21 protein-coding genes are annotated in these 19,957 nt (G+C 54.6%); all 21 read left to right on the forward strand.

Going from position 1 to position 19,957, the window contains the following annotated elements:
• Nucleotides 1–17: 17 nt before the first annotated feature.
• The 21 genes from DOQ08_RS02575 to flhB all read left to right on the forward strand — a co-directional run bounded on the left by DOQ08_RS02575 (nt 18) and on the right by flhB (nt 19,858).
• Nucleotides 18–1,466 (forward strand): sigma-54 dependent transcriptional regulator, encoded by a 1,449-nt coding sequence (locus tag DOQ08_RS02575; RefSeq protein WP_114333325.1) that lies wholly within the window; start codon nt 18–20, stop codon nt 1,464–1,466.
• A 207-nt stretch (nt 1,467–1,673) separates the two neighbouring features.
• Nucleotides 1,674–2,912, forward strand: coding sequence for a sensor histidine kinase (locus tag DOQ08_RS02580; protein WP_114333326.1), 1,239 nt, complete (start codon nt 1,674–1,676; stop codon nt 2,910–2,912).
• Between the two features lie 22 nt (nt 2,913–2,934).
• Complete coding sequence (locus tag DOQ08_RS02585; protein ID WP_114333327.1) at nt 2,935–4,362, forward strand: sigma-54-dependent transcriptional regulator; 1,428 nt, start codon at nt 2,935–2,937, stop codon at nt 4,360–4,362.
• A gap of 242 nt (nt 4,363–4,604) precedes the next feature.
• The gene (fliE, locus tag DOQ08_RS02590; protein ID WP_114333328.1) at nt 4,605–4,973 is read left to right on the forward strand and encodes a flagellar hook-basal body complex protein FliE; all 369 of its coding nucleotides are present in this window, start codon (nt 4,605–4,607) and stop codon (nt 4,971–4,973) included.
• Between the two features lie 15 nt (nt 4,974–4,988).
• Nucleotides 4,989–6,704, forward strand: a complete 1,716-nt coding sequence (fliF, locus tag DOQ08_RS02595; protein ID WP_114333329.1) for a flagellar basal-body MS-ring/collar protein FliF — start codon at nt 4,989–4,991, stop codon at nt 6,702–6,704.
• Complete coding sequence (gene fliG / locus DOQ08_RS02600; protein ID WP_114333330.1) at nt 6,697–7,728, forward strand: flagellar motor switch protein FliG; 1,032 nt, start codon at nt 6,697–6,699, stop codon at nt 7,726–7,728. The genes fliF and fliG overlap by 8 nt, the downstream gene beginning before the upstream one ends.
• Nucleotides 7,728–8,609 (forward strand): flagellar assembly protein FliH, encoded by an 882-nt coding sequence (locus DOQ08_RS02605; RefSeq protein ID WP_114333331.1) that lies wholly within the window; start codon nt 7,728–7,730, stop codon nt 8,607–8,609. The genes fliG and DOQ08_RS02605 overlap by 1 nt, the downstream gene beginning before the upstream one ends.
• The gene (gene fliI / locus DOQ08_RS02610) at nt 8,590–9,981 is read left to right on the forward strand and encodes a flagellar protein export ATPase FliI (protein ID WP_114333332.1); all 1,392 of its coding nucleotides are present in this window, start codon (nt 8,590–8,592) and stop codon (nt 9,979–9,981) included. The genes DOQ08_RS02605 and fliI overlap by 20 nt, the downstream gene beginning before the upstream one ends.
• Entirely contained in the window at nt 9,981–10,424 is a 444-nt protein-coding gene (gene fliJ / locus DOQ08_RS02615) for a flagellar export protein FliJ (RefSeq protein ID WP_114333333.1), read from the forward strand. Before fliI ends, fliJ begins: the two co-directional genes overlap by 1 nt.
• Before the next feature lie 139 nt (nt 10,425–10,563).
• The gene (locus DOQ08_RS02620) at nt 10,564–10,869 is read left to right on the forward strand and encodes an STAS domain-containing protein (protein ID WP_114333334.1); all 306 of its coding nucleotides are present in this window, start codon (nt 10,564–10,566) and stop codon (nt 10,867–10,869) included.
• A gap of 10 nt (nt 10,870–10,879) precedes the next feature.
• Entirely contained in the window at nt 10,880–12,595 is a 1,716-nt protein-coding gene (locus DOQ08_RS02625; RefSeq protein WP_227537457.1) for an ATP-binding SpoIIE family protein phosphatase, read from the forward strand.
• 34 nt (nt 12,596–12,629) lie between these two features.
• Nucleotides 12,630–12,974, forward strand: a complete 345-nt coding sequence (locus DOQ08_RS02630; RefSeq protein WP_114333336.1) for an Hpt domain-containing protein — start codon at nt 12,630–12,632, stop codon at nt 12,972–12,974.
• Between the two features lie 95 nt (nt 12,975–13,069).
• The gene (locus DOQ08_RS02635) at nt 13,070–14,236 is read left to right on the forward strand and encodes a flagellar hook-length control protein FliK (protein ID WP_114333337.1); all 1,167 of its coding nucleotides are present in this window, start codon (nt 13,070–13,072) and stop codon (nt 14,234–14,236) included.
• 180 nt (nt 14,237–14,416) lie between these two features.
• Complete coding sequence (locus DOQ08_RS02640) at nt 14,417–14,917, forward strand: flagellar basal body-associated FliL family protein (RefSeq protein ID WP_114333338.1); 501 nt, start codon at nt 14,417–14,419, stop codon at nt 14,915–14,917.
• A gap of 24 nt (nt 14,918–14,941) precedes the next feature.
• Nucleotides 14,942–15,940 (forward strand): flagellar motor switch protein FliM, encoded by a 999-nt coding sequence (gene fliM, locus DOQ08_RS02645; protein ID WP_114333339.1) that lies wholly within the window; start codon nt 14,942–14,944, stop codon nt 15,938–15,940.
• A complete protein-coding gene (fliN, locus tag DOQ08_RS02650; protein ID WP_114333340.1) occupies nt 15,933–16,439 on the forward strand; it encodes a flagellar motor switch protein FliN in 507 nt (168 codons plus the stop codon). The genes fliM and fliN overlap by 8 nt, the downstream gene beginning before the upstream one ends.
• 43 nt (nt 16,440–16,482) lie before the next feature.
• Entirely contained in the window at nt 16,483–16,887 is a 405-nt protein-coding gene (gene fliO, locus DOQ08_RS02655) for a flagellar biosynthetic protein FliO (protein WP_264756345.1), read from the forward strand.
• Nucleotides 16,888–16,894: 7 nt separating this feature from the next.
• Nucleotides 16,895–17,653: a flagellar type III secretion system pore protein FliP gene (fliP, locus tag DOQ08_RS02660; protein ID WP_406565340.1), complete on the forward strand. Its 759-nt coding sequence runs from the start codon at nt 16,895–16,897 to the stop codon at nt 17,651–17,653.
• A gap of 10 nt (nt 17,654–17,663) precedes the next feature.
• On the forward strand, nt 17,664–17,933 hold the full coding sequence (fliQ, locus tag DOQ08_RS02665) for a flagellar biosynthesis protein FliQ (RefSeq protein ID WP_114333343.1): 270 nt from the start codon (nt 17,664–17,666) through the stop codon (nt 17,931–17,933).
• A gap of 3 nt (nt 17,934–17,936) precedes the next feature.
• Nucleotides 17,937–18,719, forward strand: coding sequence for a flagellar biosynthetic protein FliR (gene fliR / locus DOQ08_RS02670; RefSeq protein ID WP_114333344.1), 783 nt, complete (start codon nt 17,937–17,939; stop codon nt 18,717–18,719).
• A 2-nt stretch (nt 18,720–18,721) separates the two neighbouring features.
• Nucleotides 18,722–19,858, forward strand: coding sequence for a flagellar biosynthesis protein FlhB (gene flhB, locus DOQ08_RS02675; protein WP_114333345.1), 1,137 nt, complete (start codon nt 18,722–18,724; stop codon nt 19,856–19,858).
• The last annotated feature ends 99 nt before the right edge of the window (nt 19,859–19,957 follow it).

The raw sequence follows: 19,957 nt of genomic DNA on the forward strand, positions 1-19,957 counted from the left end.
GACAGAGATCTTCGTGAATGCCTCAAAATAATAAAGTGCTGGTGCTCAGCAACGACGAAGCCAGACAGCGTGATTTGATCACGATTCTGGAGTTTGTGGGTGAAGAGCAGATTGTTGCCGGTGACGAGGCGATGGCGCTTTTGCAAAGTGGCGAAGCGGATCAGATAGACCAGGCATCCGTGGCGCTTGTTCATGGCGAAGACCACAACGCCAAAGCGGCGATTGCCTCGGTATGTGAAGCCACACGAGGGCTGCCCATTCTGCTGGTAGGGGATCTCGATGCGGAACAATTGCCTGAAGATCATGCATCGCGCTTGATCGCCCACATGGAATGGCCGCTCAATTACACCAAATTCGTTGATTCTCTCTATCGCGCTCAGATCTACCGCGACCAGTATAGCCGAGCTCCGGACCGGGGCATGCAGCGAGGCGTTCAGCTGTTCCGCAGTTTGGTCGGTACCAGCCGGCGTGTGCAACAGGTTCGGCAGCTGATGGAGCAGGTGGCGGATAAAGACGTCAGTGTTCTGATTACGGGTGAATCAGGTACGGGCAAAGAAGTGGTTGCCCGTAACCTGCATTATCACTCCTTGCGCAGGGATAAGCCGTTCGTTCCGGTCAACTGCGGTGCCATTCCCGCCGAATTGTTGGAAAGCGAACTTTTTGGTCATGAAAAGGGTGCCTTTACCGGTGCGATCACGTCTCGTGTTGGGCGCTTTGAGCTTGCAGAGGGCGGAACCCTGTTTCTGGACGAGATCGGCGATATGCCGCTCAATATGCAGGTCAAGATTCTACGGGTGCTGCAGGAGCGCACGTTTGAGCGAGTCGGTAGTAACCGCACCCAATCGGCTGATGTTCGCATCATCGCCGCGACTCACAAAAATCTTGAGGATATGATCGAATCTGGCGACTTCCGGGAAGACCTGTACTATCGCCTGAATGTATTCCCCATCGAAATGCCTGCGTTGAGAGATCGCGTTGAGGATCTTCCGTTGTTGATCAACGAGTTGATTTCCAGAATGGAAAAAGAAAAACGCGGCTCCCTTCGAATGAACTCAGCGGCGATCATGAGCCTGTGTCGGCACGACTGGCCGGGTAACGTCAGGGAATTGGCTAATCTGGTAGAGCGGCTTGCGATTATGCATCCTTATGGCGTGATCGGGGTACAAGAGCTGCCGAAGAAATTCCGTTACGTAGACGATTACGACGAGAATCGCCCGGTAGAAGATACGGGAATGCCTTCTGCCATTCCGGGGCTTGTAGGGCTCGACTCCCCGGCACTGCTTCCGGTTAACGGCATCGATCTCAAAGATTATCTGTCGAGCCTGGAGCGTCAGCTTATACAGCAAGCGTTGGATGAAGCCTCGGGTGTGGTGGCCAGGGCCGCAGAGAAATTGCGCATTCGGCGCACAACGCTGGTTGAAAAAGTTCGTAAATATGGCCTGCGGGACGACGCCGCAGAGTCCTGATACTCCCTTCCTTTGGGCGTCAAAGGTTTGAATGCCGTTGGCGCCGCCGTATCCTTGGCATGACGTAAAACCGTCACATCTTGTTTATCGCTTTTCCTTTCTCACTGAAATATATAAGAAAAAAGGTTTTGGCACAGTCTTCGCTTAACTGACTCTAAATGATGCATCCGAGTGTTCTGGCCGTGGGGCTGGTCTCAGGGGGAAGTTATGAGTCAGGTACAGTTTGTCGTCGAATCAGCGCAGTCTGAAGCAGCTCCGAATGCGGCTGCTGATGCGAACGATAAAGTCACATCGCTGTTTCCTCAGCAGGACAATGAGGCCGTGGGTTCGGCGCTGGAACTGTTTAATCAGATGTCCCGACAAATCACTGACTCCTATCGAACGCTCGAATCCCGAGTGAATCAATTGTCGGGCGAGCTTACTCAGGAATCGCAACAGCGCCAGCAAGAGCTGGAAGAGAAAGAGCAGTTGGCCGATCGTCTGTCTACCCTGTTAAAAGCCTTGCCGGCCGGCGTGGTGGTTTTGGACGCACGGGGTGTTGTCAGCCAGTGCAATCCTGCCGCACTGGCGCTTTTGGGGGAGCCCCTGGACGGAGAGCGCTGGATTGATGTGATCAACCGGTGTTTTGCCCCTCGGAGTGACGATGGTCACGAGGTGTCATTAAAAGATGGTCGTCGGGTCAGTATCGAGATTCGAACCATGGAGAATCAACCCGGCCAGCTCATTCTGCTCACTGATCTCACCGAAACCCGTCAGCTTCAGTCCCAATTGGCCCACGCTCAGCGCTTGTCGGCGATGGGGAAGATGGTGGCGTCCCTGGCTCACCAGATTCGTACACCACTTTCCGCAGCGATTCTTTACGGTGGTCATTTAGGGCAACCGGATCTTGATGAAGACATGCGTCAACGTTGTGCTAGCAAACTCATGTCGCGCCTCAGTCACCTTGAGCATCAAGTCAGGGATATGTTGATTTTTGCGAGAGGCGAAACCCGGCTTGCCGAAGAGCTGCCGGTTGATATTTTGATTGGCGCCATGGAAGCCGCTGTTGAGGGCCTAAGCCTGGAGCCGGGGGTGTCGGTGTCGGTTATCAACAAAGTTAGTGAAGCCCGCAGCCTGATGTGCAACCGAGACGCGTTGGTTGGTGCCTGTACCAACCTGGTTAACAACAGCTTGGAAGCGGGTGCTACCGAGGTCACGTTGCACCTTTCAACGTCGGCCAACGGTCTGAATATTCGTGTGCAAGATAATGGGCCGGGCTTTGAACAGGAGCAGGCGCGCAAAATGATGGAAGCGTTCTACACTACCAAATCCCACGGTACGGGCTTGGGGCTGGCGGTGGTTCAGGCGGTGATTAAGGCTCATCGAGGCGAGTTTTCGATTCAATCTGCGGGTCAAAGTGGAGCGGTTGCACGCATGCAGCTACCAACACTGACCGGCCGGGTTTAAAGAACAGGTGGAGGCGTCAATCATGGCAAAGGCTCATATTCTTATTGTTGAAGATGACCGTGATCTCAGGGAAGCGTTGGTCACAACCCTGGAGCTGGCCCGTTATCGGGTTTGTGAGGCCGCCAATGCAGAAGAGGCGCTCGCAAGTTTGGCGCGCACACCGGTGGATATGGTGATCAGCGATGTCAATATGCCGGGTATGTCCGGCCACGAGCTGTTGGGGGAAGTGCAGCGTCAGTACCCGGGCTTGCCAATGATGTTGATTACCGCATATGGCCAGATAAGCCATGCGGTTTCCGCTATGCAGTCTGGTGCGATTGATTACCTTGTGAAGCCCTTTGAGCCACACGTGTTGGTAGAAGCTGTAAGCAAAGTTGTGGGTGGTGTGCGCCAAACCTCTGGTGACCAGCCGATAGCAGAAGACCCGGTCAGTAAGCGCATGTTTCAGCTTGCCACAAAAGTCGCGGCCAGTGATTCAACGGTGATGATCTCGGGTGAAAGTGGCACCGGTAAAGAAGTGCTGGCGCGCTTTATTCACGAGCAGTCTCCCCGCGCCGACAAACCGTTTGTGGCCATCAACTGTGCGGCCATTCCTGAGAATATGCTGGAAGCGATCTTATTCGGCCACGAAAAGGGTGCCTTTACTGGCGCGGTGGCAACATCACCGGGTAAGTTCGAGCAGGCGAACGGTGGCACCCTTCTGCTCGACGAAATTTCGGAAATGGAACTCGGCCTGCAATCCAAGTTGCTGCGGGTTCTGCAGGAGCGTGAAGTAGAGCGCGTTGGTGGCCGTAAGACCATTCCTTTGGATGTGCGCGTACTGGCGACCACCAACCGCGATCTGGGTGACTATGTCCGTGAAGGCAAATTCCGTGAAGATTTGTACTACCGCTTGACGGTATTCCCGATGCGTTGGCAGCCGCTGCGTGAGCGGCCGCTGGATATTATGCCGTTGGCGAAGTCGATTCTGAAAAAGCATTGTCGAAAAATGAAGCTGACGGGCATTAGTTTTGCTGAAGATGCTCGTAAAGCCATGACAGCATACAGTTGGCCGGGAAATGTCCGGGAGCTGGACAATGCGCTTCAGCGTGCGTTGGTGCTGCACCAGGGCAACGTGATTCATGCGGGCGATCTGTGTCTTGAAATGGGCATAAGCGGTGCGTCCGACATGTCGCAAACCGCCGTTTATCCGGGCGAATCAGTGCCCGCGGCGGAGTTGTCTGCTTCCTCGCATGAGGTGGCGGGTGAGGCCGGAGATACTGTTGGTTCTCTGGGAGACGATCTGCGCCAGCAGGAGTTTCGAATGATTATTCAGGCTCTCAAGCATGAAGGGGGGCGACGTAATCGTGCAGCGGAACAATTGGGCATCAGTCCTCGCACTTTGCGATACAAATTAGCCCAGATGCGCGATGCCGGTATCGATCTTGATGCTGAGCTTGCCTTGGCCTGAGTATGCCTTTCTTTCCTTTGTGTTGACTCCTTAAGGCACCCCTTCCGGGTGCCGCTTTTTTGCCTGCCCCTTGTCGTTGATACTGCTCATAGTCAAAATTCCGTCGAGTTATCGCCTTCTCTGTTTCTTTCTTTCTTTAACATGATGAAATACATGCAAAAATTGATCTTGGCCTGCTGTTTGCTTTGAAGCCGGTATATAGCGAATAACTGATACCCCAGCGGGGTAGCCGGGAGAGTCAAATGGTTCAACGTGCCGATATAAACAATGTTCTGTCCGAGATTCGGAATCTGCGGTCCCAAATGGTGCAGAATCAGCGTATCGATCAGGATCAGTCTGTGCGTGGCCGGGTGGATGGCCCCCGATCGGTTCAGGAAACCAAAGAGGTGCCCAGCTTTAACGATATGCTGGGTAAAGCGGTCAACGGCGTGAACGAAGTGCAGAGCCAGGCTAATGAACTGCGTACTGCCTATGAAATGGGCGATCCCAATGTCGATATTACCCGGGTGATGATTGCGGCCCAGAAATCGACTGTGTCTTTTGAGGCTCTTACCCAGGTGCGAAACCGGGTGGTACGGGCCTACGAAGACATCATGAATATGCCGATCTGATAACGGAGCACTAGCATGGCAACCCTACCTGCAGAAACCAACGCCTCCGATCTGCCGGCCTCTCAGGATTCCGGTACAACTGAAACCCGCAGCGACATGCTGCTGGGGTTCAATCGTCTGAACCTGTTGCGGCAGGTTGGTCTGATGGTTGGTCTGGCGGCCAGCGTGGCACTGGGCGTTGCCGTGGTGCTTTGGGCACAGGAGCCTAACTATCAGCCGGTTGTGGGGGATTTGTCGGCCTATAACCCGCAGGATGTTACCAGTATTCTGGATAGCAACGGGATTGACTACAAAATGGACACTCGCACCGGCGCATTGCTGGTGCCTTCCGAACAGGTTTACGACGCCCGGCTCAAGTTGGCTGCAGAAGGTGTCACCGACCGGAAAACCATCGGCTATGAGTTGCTCGACCAAGAGCGTGGGCTGGGTACCTCCCAGTTTATGGAAACCATTAGCTACCGACGGGGTTTGGAAGGCGAGCTGGCCCGAACCATCGCCAGCATGCGTGGGGTTCGAAATGCCCGAGTCCATCTGGCTATCCCGGAGCGCTCCGTGTTTATTCGCGATGCTCGTGAGCCAAGCGCGTCGATCTTCCTCGAAGTTTTTGCGGGTCGCCGCCCGGAGCAGGAGCAAATCCGCGCCATCGTGAACTTGGTTGCGGGTAGCATCCCGATGATGAACCGTGATCAAGTAACCGTGGTTGATCAGAACGGTAACCTGCTGACCGGCGAAGAATCCAATCTCAAAGCCGATACTGACCGCATGAAAGATCAGTACGAGTACACCAGCCGCGTTGAAGAGCGCTTGTCTCGTCGTGTGGCATCTTTGATCTCGCCCATTGTGGGTGATGGCCGCTACCGAGCAGAGGTTTCAGCAGATCTGGATTTCTCGGCGGTCGAGCGGGCAGAAGAGCTTTATAATCCGGAACAGCAAGCCATCCGCAGTGAGCGAGAACTGACGGAGCAGCGTGGCGCGGGTAATCTGATGTCTGGCGTGCCGGGTGCGCTGTCGAACCAGCCGCCGGGTGAGGCGACAGTGCCAGAGGTGGCGGGCGCTGCAGTGGATGAAAACGGTGATCCCATTGCACCGCCGGTTAATGTGCGTAAAGAGGCTACTCGGAATTACGAAATTGACCGTACCGTAAGCTACACCCGCCAAGAGCTGGGTGCCGTGAAGCGGGTCACCGTCGCATTAGCGGTTGATGATATGAAAGTCATTGACCCCCAAACCGGAGAAGTCACCTATGAGCCCTGGCCAGAGGCTGAGCTTCAGCGATTGGCCATGCTGGTACGTGATGCGGTAGGTTACTCCGCAGAGCGGGGCGATAGTGTGACGGTCATGAATACCCCGTTTGCGCCAGAGGAAACGGTAACCTTCGAGCAGCCCGGCTTCTGGGAGCAGCCATGGTTTTGGGATTTGATGAAGCAAGTCTTGGCCGGCCTGGTCATCTTGATTTTGGTGCTCGGATTGCTGCGGCCAACCTTGAAAGCGTTGTCGGGCGGTGGTCAGCGTGACCGCGGGCTCGGTTCGGATAGTGAAGGTTATGACTCCTACGGCGGTTTAGACGGTGACAAGGCTTTGCAAAACGCCATGTCTTCGCAAGATGATCTGCTGTTGCCGGGCGCGACAGACAGTTATGATAGACAGTTGAATGCACTCAAAGGCCTGATTGCAGAAGATCCCAGTCGGGTTGCACAGGTTATGCGCCAGTGGGTGAACGTCGATGACTGAACAAAATGCCGCACAGGGGCAAGCCCCGCAACGTAAAATCTCTCGTGTTGAGCAAGCTGCGATTTTGCTGATGTCGCTGGGTGAAAGTGACGCAGCGGAAGTCCTTAAACACATGGGCCCGAAAGAGGTCCAGCGTGTCGGTGTGGCTATGGCCCAAATGAAGGACGTCACGAAAGACGAAGTGTCCTTCGTGTTGAACCAGTTTGTCGATGCTGTTGGCGGACAGACAGGGCTTGGCGTGGGCAATGATGACTACATCAGAGTCATGTTGACTCAGGCGCTGGGCGAAGATAAAGCGGCCAGTCTGATTGACCGGATATTGGTTGGAGGCAACACCACCGGGCTGGATACTCTCAAGTGGATGGAGCCTCGAGCTGTTGGTGACATCATCCGTTATGAGCACCCGCAGATTCAGGCCATCGTTATCTCCTACCTTGATCCGGATCAGTCCGCCGAAATTCTGGCGACTCTGGACCCCAAAGTACGGCTGGATGTTGTGATGCGTGTAGCGTCGCTGGAAACAATTCAGCCCCAAGCTTTGCAAGAGCTCAATAACATTCTTGAGAAGCAGTTCTCTGGCGGTGCAGCCGGTCAGGCCAGCCGCATTGGTGGCGTGAAGCGTGCCGCCGACATCATGAACTTCATGGATCGCTCGATCGAAGGCAGCTTGCTGGATTCCATAAAAGATATGGATCCTGATCTGGCGACCACCATTGAAGATCTTATGTTCGTGTTCGATAACCTCAAAGACGTGGACGACCGGGGTATTCAAGCTCTGCTCAGGGAAGTTTCATCCGAAGTGTTGGTGGTTGCGCTTAAAGGCTCCGATGACGCTGTTAAAGACAAAATCTTCTCGAATATGTCGAAGCGGGCAGCGGAACTGCTGCAAGATGACCTTGAGGCCAAAGGGCCGGTTAAGGTCAGTGAAGTCGAAGCAGCGCAAAAAGACATCATCACTGTGGCTCGCAGAATGGCAGAAGCCGGCGAAATATCGCTAGGCGGTGCCGGTGAAGAAATGATGTGATGAAAGACTCCGATCAGGACGACAAGCTTATCCCGAAAGAAAACCTGACGGCTTGGGAGCGTTGGGAATTGCCTTTGCTGGATGAGCAGGGCAATCAGGTTGCCCGTGAAGAAGACGTGAAACCGCTGACGGCTGCCAATCTTCAGGAGATTCGGGAAGCAGCCCGTGCAGACGGTTATCAGGAAGGGCGCGACGCCGGTTATCAGGAAGGTTTCGCGCAGGGGCGCACCGAAGGCCACCAAGAGGGTATGGCGGCCGGTGAAACTGAAGGCCGGGAGCAGGGCCTTCAGCAAGCAACTGAAGCCATTAAGCAGGAAAACGAATCCCGGATGGCCCGTCTCGATGAGATTCTGGGCGAGTTATTGCTCCCGATAGAACGACACGAGGCCGAGCTGGAATCGGCGTTGGTGAATCTGGCCACAGTATTGGCCAGAGCAGTGGTTCATCGAGAACTCAGTATCGACACCTCCCAGATTCGCAACGTTGTCCGAAAAGCACTCAAATCGCTGCCATCAACGGCTGATAATGTGCGCGTGTTCATCCATCCGGACGATTTTGAGCCGGTCTCTGAAGTTGCTGAACGTCTGGAAGCCAAACCATCCATCATTCAGGATGACAGCCTGATGCCTGGTGGTTGCCGCGTGGAAACCCGAAATAGTTTGGTTGATTACACCGTTGAGAAGCGCTTTCAACGGGCGGTTCAGAATATGCTGGAAGAGCAAATGGCCGGCGAGGGCGAACCGGAGGGTAGCCAAGAGGGAGCTTCTATGGGCGAATTGACCGATTTTCACAGGGATCTTCTGAGTGATACCGGGGATTCCGCAGAGGCCGAGTCTGATCACGGCGCTCAGGGTGATAATGATGACCTCCCGACTGGCTGATCGCCTGAACCAACTTCAAGCTGCTATCGGGCAAGAACCCGAGCCAGAGCTTTCCGGTCGGTTGACTCGAATGGTGGGCCTGACGCTTGAGTGCGTCGGCTGTCCGATGGTCGTCGGTGACCGCTGTCTGATCGAAGGCGAAGGTACTGGCAGCGTTGAAGCCGAGGTGGTGGGGTTCGAAGAAGATAAAGTCTACCTTATGCCCCTTGCCGCTATTGAAGGCCTGAAGCCCGGTGCCCGGGTGATTCCTCTCTCTTCCGCGAGCCGGGTGCCGGTAGGTCCACAGATGTTGGGCCGGGTACTGAACGGTGCCGGCGAAGCGCTGGACGGCAAAGGGCCGCTTCAGGCGGAAGCCCGCGTGCCTTTGAGCGGAGATATTATTAACCCATTACACCGAGCGCCCGTTCGCGAATCGATGGACGTGGGCATTCGTGCGATTAACTCGCTGCTGACCGTCGGCCAAGGCCAGCGATTGGGGCTGTTCGCCGGTAGCGGTGTGGGTAAAAGTATGTTGCTGGGCATGATGACCCGGTTTACGGATGCGGATATCACGATTGTCGGCTTGATTGGTGAGCGGGGCCGCGAAGTTAAAGAATTTATTGAGGATATTCTGGGCGAGGAAGGCTTGGCGCGCTCCGTTGTGGTGGCGTCGCCGGCCGACGACTCGCCGTTGATGCGCTTGCGTGCGGCCATGTTGACCACTCGAATAGCCGAATATTATCGAGATCAAGGCAAGCGGGTATTGCTGCTGATGGACTCGTTAACCCGGTACGCGCAGGCTCAGCGAGAAATCGCCCTGGCAGTGGGCGAGCCTCCGGCGACCAAAGGCTACCCGCCGTCGGTATTCGCGAAACTGCCCCAATTGGTTGAACGGACGGGTAATGGCCGCCCGGGCGGTGGATCCATCACCGCCTTCTATACGGTACTGACCGAGGGCGATGATCAGCAAGACCCGATTGCCGATGCTGCAAGAGCGATACTCGACGGCCACATTGTCTTGTCCCGCCGGCTGGCGGAAGAGGGGCACTATCCAGCCATTGATGTTGAGGCCTCCATCAGCCGGGTCATGCCGCAAGTTACGCAGCCGGACCATTTCTCCCGGGCTCAGCGTTTCAAACAGGTCTATTCTCGATACCAGCAAGCCCGAGACCTCATCAGTGTTGGCGCCTACGTGAAAGGCTCTGACCCTGAAACCGATTTTGCTATCCAGCACATTGCCAACATGCGGCAGTTTCTCCAGCAGGAGCTCAACGAAAGCGCGCCTTTGGCTGAAAGCATTGAACAGCTTTTAGCCGTTGTGCCAGAGCGGCGCTCGCCAGACAGAGTCAGGAGCCCGGCTCCGGGCGCGGCGGCTGACCGGGGTAATGGCTAATGTTGCGGTCAAAACGACTGGAAGTTGTGCTCACACTGGAAGAGCGTAAAGAGAGCGAGGCTCTGGAACGCTTGGGTGAAGCCCGGAAACAGGTCGAAGCACACAAAGAGCAAGTAGAGAATCTGGAGCGCTACCAGCAGGAGTATCGTGACCAGATCCGGGCGAGCCAGCAAGGCGTTGTTGCGGTGGCACGCTTGCAGGCGTGGCAGGCCTTTATCGGCCAACTCGATCAGGTTATTGCCCAGCAGCAGCGTCAGCTCCAGCAAGCGGAGCAGGTGTTCGAGGCCCGACGGCTGGAGTGGTTGCAAGCGTGGGAGCGAAAACGGGGCATGGAGCGGTATATCGAAACCTGTCGTCAGCAGGAACATCAGGCCCGGGACGCAAAAGAACAAAAGCTGGCTGATGAGGCTGCTGGCCGAGCGTTTGCCCGACGTCAGCGCTGACGCAATGGGAATCCTCTTTTCGGCCCGCACTCGTCAGTGCATTTCCACTAATTTTGTCTATTCTTAGTCTGATAACCCCCCCCCGTTGCGGATAAGGAGTAGCGATGATCGTTAAGCGAAAGCTCTCAGAGGACGGCGTATGACGGTAAGTACGCGGCGAAGTGATGACGGTCAGGTGTTAGTGATTCAAGTGCAGGGTCGGTTTGACTTCAGCACTCATCAGGCGTTCCGGGATGCGTATGAGCATAGTGATGCGCCGGTAAAAGAATACGTCGTTGATCTGACACACACGACCTACCTAGATAGCTCTGCATTGGGCATGTTGCTGTTGTTGAGAGATCACGCTGGCGGTGACGTTGCCAGTGTCGTGATTGAAAACTGTAATGCCGATGTGCGGCGCATCCTTTCTATCTCTAACTTCGAGCAGCTTTTCAGCATTCGCTGAGGCTTTCATTGTGAATCTTTTAATCGCGGAAGACAGCGACGGCGACCGGATGATTCTCGCCACGCTGCTTCGTCGTTTGGGCCATCAGGTGTATGAGGCCTCCGACGGACTCGAGGCGGTCGCAGTATTCATCAAGTTCGAGCCTGACATCGTGCTTCTGGATGCGTTGATGCCAACGATGGACGGTATGGACGCAGCACGAAGAATTAAAGCACTGGCGGGCACACGCTTTGTTCCTGTTATTTTCATTACCTCGTTGGCCAGCGAACGCGAACAAGCACACTGTCTGGAAGCCGGGGGCGACGATTTTTTACTCAAACCCTACAGCCGCGTGATTCTCGAAGCCAAAATCAATGCTTACAGCCGGATGCTCAATCTGCACCGTTCGGTAATGCAGCAGCGTGATCAAATTCGAACGCAAAACGAACAGATGCTCGCAGAGCAGCGTATGGCGCGACGGGTCTTCGACAACGTTGCGCACACTGGCTGCCTGGATGCGCCAAATATTCGTTACCATGCTTCACCGCTTTCTATTTTTAACGGCGATGTTTTGTTTGCTGCCGAACGTCCCGGTGGCGGTACGTTGATTTTTCTGGGGGATTTCACCGGTCATGGTTTGCCTGCCGCCATTGGTGCTATGCCTGTCGCAGAAGTGTTTTATGGTATGGCAGCAAAGGGATTTGGAGCGGCTGATCTCGTTACGGAAATAAATCAGAAGTTGCGCAATATTTTGCCAGTAGGCATGTTCTGCTGTGGGGCGTTGTTTGAGGCCGATGGCAAGCAGGGGACAATACGTGTCTGGAATGGTGGATTGCCGGATGGCTGGTTGGTTCGCAAGAATGGCGAGCGTCTTGCCATTCCCTCCCTGCACCTGCCCTTGGGTGTTCAGCCTCCCGAGCGGTTCGATTCCACCATGGAACTGTTTACTTCGGCACCCGGAGATTACGTGGTTTTGATGACCGATGGCTTCCCTGAGTCTTGTGATGCTCAGGGCGATTGTCTCGGCGAGAATGCTGTCCGTCAGGTGCTTGCGGAAATTGGCCCTGATGATCACCCGTTTGATGCTTTGATGGCCCGGCTGCAGGCCTTTACCGGGCATCCGGATCCTGCCGACGATATGACCTTGTGTTGTTTGGAAGTTATTGCTCAAGGTGCTGTTTCGGAGGTGACGGAATCGGCTCCCGAATCGGCGCTGTCGGGTCCGGGCAGTTGGCATTGTGTTTATGAAGTTCGCGATCGGGCTTTGGCGGATTTCAACCCATTGCCGTTGCTCTTGCACATTTGTATGGAAGTGCCTGGATTGCGGCGACGCAGCGGTGAAGTCTTTACACTCTTGTCGGAGTTATACAGTAACGCGTTGGAACACGGCGTTCTGAAACTCTCCTCGGAATGGAAAAAATCCGCAGAAGGTTTTAGCCTTTACTATGAAGAGCGAATGCGGCGGTTGTCAGAGACGCAAGGGCACCACATCCGGTTTACACTGGATCATGAGCCCTTGGGCAGGGCAGGCAGGTTGAGGATTCGCTGCGAAGACAGCGGTCAGGGGTTTGAGCCAAAGGAGAAAGCAATGAACGCCCCAACGAATTCCGGTCATGAGTATTCGGGGCGAGGGATGGGAATCTTGAAGCGTTTGGCCAAAGAAGTCAGCATCTGTGGTTCGGGTAACTGTGTTGAAATCGTCTATGATTGGGAGTTCCCGGCGCAAGGTGTTATTACAAGCCAGTGATGAACGATGCTGAACGCAACCGCGAGGACACATAATGAGCGACATACCCCGTTTGGATGAAGAGGCCTTGGCGGAACTGCAAGACGTGATGGAAGATGAGTTTGGCGTGCTCATCGAAACGTATCTGGCGGATTCGCGTACTCGCATATCCGGCTTGAAAGAGGCGGTGAGTGCCGGTGATTCGGAACGTCTCAGAAAAGCGGCCCATAGCTTGAAAGGCAGCTGTATCAATATTGGTGCGCCTAAACTCGGCAACTTGTGTTTTGAGTTGGAGGTATTGGGTAAAGAAGGGCGGCTGGAAGGGGCAGAACATTTGCTGGCTTCGGTCGAGCAGGAATTTGAAGAAGTGGCCCGGGAGCTTGAGAGCTTCAATCGGTAAAATCGGAAACGCCATGGTTTGGCATCGCTTTTGCTACGTTACAGGGTGAGCCCCATCGGGGGTGCTCCTGAGACATAAAGCGGCAAGAGGTTGCCATGCAGCAGACAATTCTTTCCCAAATGCCATCCTCCGGCACACAGCAAGATGCTGTAGGGCCGAAGACTGTCGCAAACAGTCGACGTTCGGAAAAAGGCGACAGCCCTTTTGAGCAAGTCTCACGTGCCGAACAAGATCGCCTCGAAAAGCGTCGTTTGGAGCAAAAGCGTGCAGATCGCAAAGAGGCTTCGGAGGGCACTCAAGATAGCTCACGGGCTCAAGATACCCGTCCCGACGATCGAACCGACAGCAACAAAGCTTCGGCCGAAACAGGTAAAAATACCTCGGGTGATAACACGAAGCCCGACCCCCAATCTGCTGACGAAGCGGCAGACACTCCGACACTGATTGAGTCTCACGTTCAGGTAGACTCTGCTACAACTCTTACCTTTGCCAGTCTTCAATCTTTGATGCCGGCCAATGGGAGCACCACAAGCACCGAGGGCACCGTTAACCTAGCCATGGTGAACGGTGCCCTGCCAGGCAAACCGCTCGTTTCGAGTGGACTGAATGGCCAGGGGGCAAGCGCCGGTGGATTAACCTCTAGTCATCAATTTTCGGATTTGCTCGCGGCCAATGTCACGACCGAGACAGCACGGCCGGTTGATCCGGCCGGTATGCTTTCGTCGCCCCGATTCCAGGGCGCCCTTGATAGTGCGGCTCAGCAGGCGATGCAGGGCAAACTGGCAGGAGACGCCAACGTGCCGCTGCGGGGCTATTCCACGACGGTCGATGTCCCGGTGGGGCAGGCTGAATGGGGTGATAAGGTGATGGGTAAGTTAAGTTGGCTTACCGCTAAAAACCTGCAAGTTGCGGAAATTCACCTCACGCCTCCCGATATGGGCCCCATGGAGGTCAAGGTGAGGGTTCAGAATGATCAGGCGGCGGTCACTGTGCACGCAGCGAACCCGGTGGTGCGTGAACAGCTGGAACTTCATTCCAACCGATTGCGAGACATGCTGGCGGAGCAGGGCGTTGCCTTGAGTGAATTCGATGTTTCTGACCAGCCAGGTGGCCAGGCGAATGAACAAGGAGCAAGTTCTGACCAGGGCGATGGTTCCCGTCAAGGGGCTGGCGGGGTGAGCACCGCTGAGCTTGAGGGGCAGGACGCTGCATCGGGTCATCTCGATCTGGCCTGGAAAGGCGAGGTCGATATCTTTGCCTGACGTCCGCTGACCGAGGCCGGAGAGTCGATCCCTTCAAAACGTTTTTGCCCATCCCCCTCCGCGGCGCTAAACTGCTGGTTTGAATACGTAGGAGGGCCTGTTTGGCCCGCGCCTTGCATTAATCTTGGAAAACGCACCCTGAATACCTCGGGGTGACGATAATCTGACAAAGCGGACATCATGGCAGAAAACAATACCGCACAAGCGCCCGAGAAAAAGGGCAAGATGAAACTTATCATCACTGTGGTGGTGATTACGCTGCTGGCAATTGGTCTGTCTGTCGCCGGCACCTTCTGGTTTCTGAAAGACGACACAGCCAGCGCGGTCGAGGAAAGTTCATCAGAACCAGCCGAGCCAGAGTTTCAGCCCAGCGTTTACAGCGATATTCAGAAACCTTTGAGGACCACGGTGCAAGCGCAAGGCCGACAGCGCTATGCCCAGATTTACTTGTCGTTCGAGGCAAAAGATGCCGCTGCACTGGAGGGGGCTGAAAAGCACATGCCGTTGATTCTGAATCAATTGAACATGTTGCTGGGTAGCACTCAATTTGCAGATTTGCAGACGCCGGAAGGTCGGGTTGCGCTGTCTAAGAAAATGCTGGAAGCGGTCAACAAAATGCTGGAGCAAGAGGGCGAACCTGCTATTGCTCGGGTGTTGTTCCGGAACTTTGTTGTGCAGTAGGCCATTGTCAGGGCAGGACCAGATATGCAGGATTTATTATCACAGGAAGAAATCGATGCGCTCCTTCACGGTGTGGATGATGGCGATATCGATACCTATGATGAAAGCGACGACACCGGCGTAAAGAATTACGATCTTGCCAGTCAGGATCGTATCGTCCGTGGCCGTATGCCAACGCTCGAAATGATCAACGAGCGTTTTGCCCGATACACCCGAATCAGCCTGTTCAATTTGTTGCGCCGTAATGCGGATGTTTCAACCGGCGGTGTGCAGATCATGAAGTTCGGTGAATACGTTCATACGCTGTACGTGCCGACCAGTCTCAACCTCTGTAAAGTCCGACCGCTACGTGGCACCTCATTGTTTGTATTAGATGCCAAACTGGTGTTCAAGCTGGTTGATAACTTCTTCGGTGGAGAGGGGCGTCACGCCAAGATAGAAGGGCGGGAGTTTACACCGACTGAAAACCGGATTGTGCAGATGGTATTGAATCAGGTTTTTGCGGATATGAAGGAAGCCTGGCAAGCCGTCTTGAACATTGACTTCGATTACATGAGTTCTGAAGTAAACCCATCAATGGCCAATATTGTCAGCCCCAGTGAGGTGGTGGTTGTCAGCACCTTCCACATCGAACTGGATGGGGGCGGGGGCGAACTTCATCTTGCGATGCCTTACGCCATGATTGAGCCCATTCGTGATGTACTGGATGCAGGGGTTCAGAGCGATATCGATGATGTGGATGAGCGTTGGGTCAACGCCTTGCAGGAAGATATCAAAGACATCAGCGTGCCGATTAATACCACGGTTTGTCAGCGCAGAATTTCGCTTCGGGATCTCGCCAAGCTGAAAGCGGGTGATGTAATTCCTGTTGAGCTTGCTGACCATCTCACGGTAACGGCCAACGGTGTTCCCGTTTACAAAGCAACCATGGGAACTCGTGACGGTAAGTTGGCGCTACGAATTCATGAAAGGGCGACGTTGCCCAAGGTGAAGAAACAACTGAAGGTGGGACGCAATGGCTGACGACGACAAAAAAGACGATAAAGAGCTCACGGAAGACGAAAAGCTGGCGGCCGAATGGGAAGCAGCTATGGGTGAATCCGGCGATGCGAAAGCCGAGGAATCTACCGAGGATGCATGGGCGGAGGCTATGGCCGAGGCTGGGGGTAGTGCGTCTGAAGGCGAAGCTGAACAGCAGGTTCGCACCGCCCCAATGGAAGAGTTTTCGGAAGACGGCGGCTCCTCAGGAGGTGCGGGGGCTCCGGATATGGACGTTATTCTCGATATCCCTGTCACCATCTCGATGGAAGTGGGTAACACCCAAATACCTATTCGCAACCTGTTGCAGCTGAACCAAGGCTCTGTCATCGAGTTGGACCGTTTAGCCGGCGAGCCGTTGGATGTTCTGGTGAACGGCACCCTCATCGCTCATGGCGAAGTGGTTATGGTAAACGAAAAGTTCGGTATCCGGCTGACTGACGTTATCAGCCCGGGCGAACGCATCAAACGGTTGCAGAAGTAACGTGATTTATTGGTTACGTTGTCTGCTGCCGGTGCTGTTCAGTGTGCCCGCCGTGGCCGAACAGGCCGTAGAACCCGTTCAGGAAGTCACACGTAATACGCCGGATACCGTAGGCATGATTGTCAGTCTTGGCCTGGGGCTGGTTGCTGTCATTGCCGTCATATATGGGTGTGCCTGGCTGATTCGGCGTATGACCGGCATGGCGGGTATGAACAATAACGCGATTCGCGTGGTTTCCGTTCTCGCCATTGGCACGCGGGAGCGCATAGCGTTAGTGGAAGTCGGCGGACAACAGATCTTGCTGGGTATTACCCCGGGCAGTATCCGCACCCTGCAGGTTTTTGATGAGCCTGTGGTGGATTCCAGCAGCACCGGAACCAATGACTTCGCCCGCAAACTTCAGGGCCTGATGGGTAAGTCATGGACAGCTCCCGAGCATAAAGAGTAACGCTATGGTGAATGCCGCTATTCGATCTTGTCTGCCTTGCTTGGCGCTGCTTGCGGGACTTTTCTTACCGGCTGTCGCCGCAGCAGATTTGCCGGGCATTCCCGCCTTTTCCGTTCAACCGGGTGAAGACGGTACTGAAGAGTATTCAGTAACTCTGCAAATACTGGCGCTGATGACCGCGCTGACATTCCTGCCCGCGATGTTGATGATGATGACATCGTTCACACGTATCATCGTGGTGTTCGCGATCCTGAGGCAGGCACTGGGGCTGCAGGCCACGCCCTCAAATCAGATTTTATTGGGGCTGGCGCTGTTTCTCAGTATTTTTATCATGAAGCCGGTTCTGGAAGAGGCCAACAGGGTAGGGTTGCAACCCTATCTGCAGGAGGAAGTTACGTCACTGGAGGCCGTGGAGCTGGCCAGTGAGCCGTTCCGGAAATTCATGCTGGAACAAACCCGGGAATCGGATTTGGCGCTGTTTATGCGGCTGGCGGACGTGGAGTACGAAACTCCGGAAGATGTGTCGTTCTGGGTTTTGATGCCAGCGTTCGTCACCAGTGAACTGAAAACGGCTTTTCAGATCGGGTTTATTCTGTTTATACCGTTTTTGATTCTCGACATGGTGGTTGCCAGTGTTTTGATGGCTATGGGTATGATGATGCTTTCGCCTATCATCATATCGTTGCCGTTCAAGATCATGCTCTTCGTTCTGGTGGATGGATGGGCTCTGATTATGGGTACCCTAGCCGCCAGTTACGGCATATAGGAGTCAAGACATGACGCCTGAAACCGCGATTGATATTGTCCGTGAAGCACTCTGGATGATCGTTCTGTTCGCAGGCGTCATCATTGGCCCCGGCTTGGTGATCGGTTTGGTGGTCAGTACCTTTCAGGCTGCCACCCAAATCAACGAACAAACGTTGAGCTTTCTGCCGAGGTTGCTGGTTACGCTGATCGTGATCATTGCCGCCGGACCATGGATGCTCACCACCCTGCTGGACCATGCCCGAGGGCTTATTTCCAGTATTCCTTACCTGATCGGCTAGCGGATGTTTCCTGCGGAGTTCAGTGCAGACCTGCTGGGTCAGTGGGTAGGGCAGCACCTTTGGCCGCTGTTCCGCCTTGCCAGCTTCCTGATGGTTATCCCTATCTTTGGTACCCAGCTGGTGCCAGCGCGTGTGCGGCTGGGGCTGGCGTTGCTGATGACCATTCTGATCGTTCCGATGATTCCTGAAGTGCCCAAAGTTGAAGCTTTGAGTGCTGATGCGGTCGTGATCACGCTTCAACAAATCCTCATTGGCGTGGGGTTGGGCTTTGCTTTGACCGCTCTATGGCAGTTGTTCGTGATTGCCGGCCAGATGATTGCTATGCAAATGGGCTTGGGCTTTGCTTCGATGGTGGATCCCGCGAACGGCGTGAACGTGCCGGTTCTGGCGCAGATTTATACGATTACTATCACCCTTTTGTTTCTGTTGATGAACGGCCACCTGGTAGCGTTCGAGATCTTCATTGAAAGCTTTCATACCATGCCGATTGGCTTGGAGGGCCTGGGGCAAAGCGGTGTGTGGGAGTTGGCGCACCGGATCAGTTGGATGTTTGCGTCGGCTATGTTGTTGGCGCTGCCGGCGGTAACCGCGGTGCTGATTGTGAATATTTCATTCGGTGTGATGACGCGGGCCGCTCCGCAGATGAACATTTTTGCGCTGGGTTTCCCGATTGGTCTGATTTTTGGTTTGTTCGCCATCTGGGTGTTACACGGGAATTTTCTGCCACACTTTGATCAGTACACCCGTGAGACGTTCGACTTTATGCGTCAGTTGCAAGGGCGTTAAACATGGCTGAAGAGAACGACAACAGTCAGGAGAAAACCGAAGAACCCACCCCCCGAAGGCTCGAGAAGGCCAAGGAGGATGGTCAGGCTGCCCGATCAAAAGAGCTGGCCACTATGGCCGTGTTGCTTGCCGGGGCAGGTGGGTTGCTGATGTTTGGTACTTCATTGGCGATTACGTTCGAGGGCATCATGCGAGATGCGTTTGTGATTGAGCGTGCGTCGATCTTCGATACCCGCCATATGAGTGTGCAGTTGATTGTCTCGGCCAAAGAGGCCGCGTATGCGCTGTCTCCGATTCTGATTCTTCTTCTGATTGCGGCCATTGCCGGTTCTATCGGTATTGGTGGTCTGTTGTTCAGCGCCAAAGCCATTGCGCCGAAAGCCAACCGGATGGATCCGATCAAAGGGTTGGGGCGGATGTTTTCAATGCGTTCGCTGATTGAGTTGGTGAAGGCCATTGCCAAGGTGGGGCTGGTGCTGGCGATTGCGATCATAATTCTGAATCTTCGCACGGACGATTTGTTGAGCATCGCGGAGGAGCCGGTGGTACCGGCGATGGAGCATGTGTTGTGGACGTTGGGCTGGAGTTTTTTGGTGTTGTCTTGCGCCACGATCATTATTGCGATGATTGATGTGCCGTTTCAGATTTATGACCATCAGAAGAAGCTTCGGATGACGAAGCAAGAGGTGAAGGACGAATATAAGGATTCTGAGGGTAAGCCGGAAGTTAAGGGTAAGATTCGTCAGCTTCAGCGGGAGATGGCGCAGCGCCGGATGATGCAGGATGTGCCTACGGCGGATGTGGTGATTACTAACCCGACGCATTATGCGGTGGCGCTAAAATACGATCAGGATGCGATGGGTGCGCCTGTGGTGGTCGCTAAGGGTGCTGATGAGGTGGCGTTCAAGATTATGGAGGTGGCTCGGGAGTATAAGGTGGAGGTGTTGCGTACGCCGCCTTTGACTCGGGCGGTTTATCATAATTCGGATATTGGAGAGGAGATTCCTGACGGTTTGTATATGGCGATCGCTCAGGTATTGGCGTATGTGTTTCAGTTGCGGCAGTTCCGGAAGGGGCGCGGGCCTAAGCCTGGGATGCCGGACTTTCCTATTCCGCCGGAGATGCGGCGCGATCTTTGATTTGGTTTGGGGGAGGTTGCCAAGGGTAGCCTGAACGTTTGGTGCTGCGTGGCACTGGGCCGCCCTCCCAAAAACCGCTACGAGCACATCCATGTGCGC

This window comes from Marinobacter litoralis (genome assembly GCF_003336705.1).
GTDB classification, from domain to species: domain Bacteria; phylum Pseudomonadota; class Gammaproteobacteria; order Pseudomonadales; family Oleiphilaceae; genus Marinobacter; species Marinobacter litoralis.

Excerpts from the sequence above, each read along its gene's own strand:
- DOQ08_RS02575 (WP_114333325.1), top strand. The coding sequence starts at position 18 with ATGCCTCAAAATAATAAAGTGCTGGTGCTCAGCAACGACGAAGCCAGA.
- DOQ08_RS02580 (WP_114333326.1), top strand. The coding sequence starts at position 1,674 with ATGAGTCAGGTACAGTTTGTCGTCGAATCAGCGCAGTCTGAAGCAGCT.
- DOQ08_RS02585 (WP_114333327.1), top strand. The coding sequence starts at position 2,935 with ATGGCAAAGGCTCATATTCTTATTGTTGAAGATGACCGTGATCTCAGG.
- fliE (WP_114333328.1), top strand. The coding sequence starts at position 4,605 with ATGGTTCAACGTGCCGATATAAACAATGTTCTGTCCGAGATTCGGAAT.
- fliF (WP_114333329.1), top strand. The coding sequence starts at position 4,989 with ATGGCAACCCTACCTGCAGAAACCAACGCCTCCGATCTGCCGGCCTCT.
- fliG (WP_114333330.1), top strand. The coding sequence starts at position 6,697 with ATGACTGAACAAAATGCCGCACAGGGGCAAGCCCCGCAACGTAAAATC.
- DOQ08_RS02605 (WP_114333331.1), top strand. The coding sequence starts at position 7,728 with ATGAAAGACTCCGATCAGGACGACAAGCTTATCCCGAAAGAAAACCTG.
- fliI (WP_114333332.1), top strand. The coding sequence starts at position 8,590 with ATGACCTCCCGACTGGCTGATCGCCTGAACCAACTTCAAGCTGCTATC.
- fliJ (WP_114333333.1), top strand. The coding sequence starts at position 9,981 with ATGTTGCGGTCAAAACGACTGGAAGTTGTGCTCACACTGGAAGAGCGT.
- DOQ08_RS02620 (WP_114333334.1), top strand. The coding sequence starts at position 10,564 with ATGACGGTAAGTACGCGGCGAAGTGATGACGGTCAGGTGTTAGTGATT.
- DOQ08_RS02630 (WP_114333336.1), top strand. The coding sequence starts at position 12,630 with ATGAGCGACATACCCCGTTTGGATGAAGAGGCCTTGGCGGAACTGCAA.
- DOQ08_RS02635 (WP_114333337.1), top strand. The coding sequence starts at position 13,070 with ATGCAGCAGACAATTCTTTCCCAAATGCCATCCTCCGGCACACAGCAA.
- DOQ08_RS02640 (WP_114333338.1), top strand. The coding sequence starts at position 14,417 with ATGGCAGAAAACAATACCGCACAAGCGCCCGAGAAAAAGGGCAAGATG.
- fliM (WP_114333339.1), top strand. The coding sequence starts at position 14,942 with ATGCAGGATTTATTATCACAGGAAGAAATCGATGCGCTCCTTCACGGT.
- fliN (WP_114333340.1), top strand. The coding sequence starts at position 15,933 with ATGGCTGACGACGACAAAAAAGACGATAAAGAGCTCACGGAAGACGAA.
- fliQ (WP_114333343.1), top strand. The coding sequence starts at position 17,664 with ATGACGCCTGAAACCGCGATTGATATTGTCCGTGAAGCACTCTGGATG.
- fliR (WP_114333344.1), top strand. The coding sequence starts at position 17,937 with ATGTTTCCTGCGGAGTTCAGTGCAGACCTGCTGGGTCAGTGGGTAGGG.
- flhB (WP_114333345.1), top strand. The coding sequence starts at position 18,722 with ATGGCTGAAGAGAACGACAACAGTCAGGAGAAAACCGAAGAACCCACC.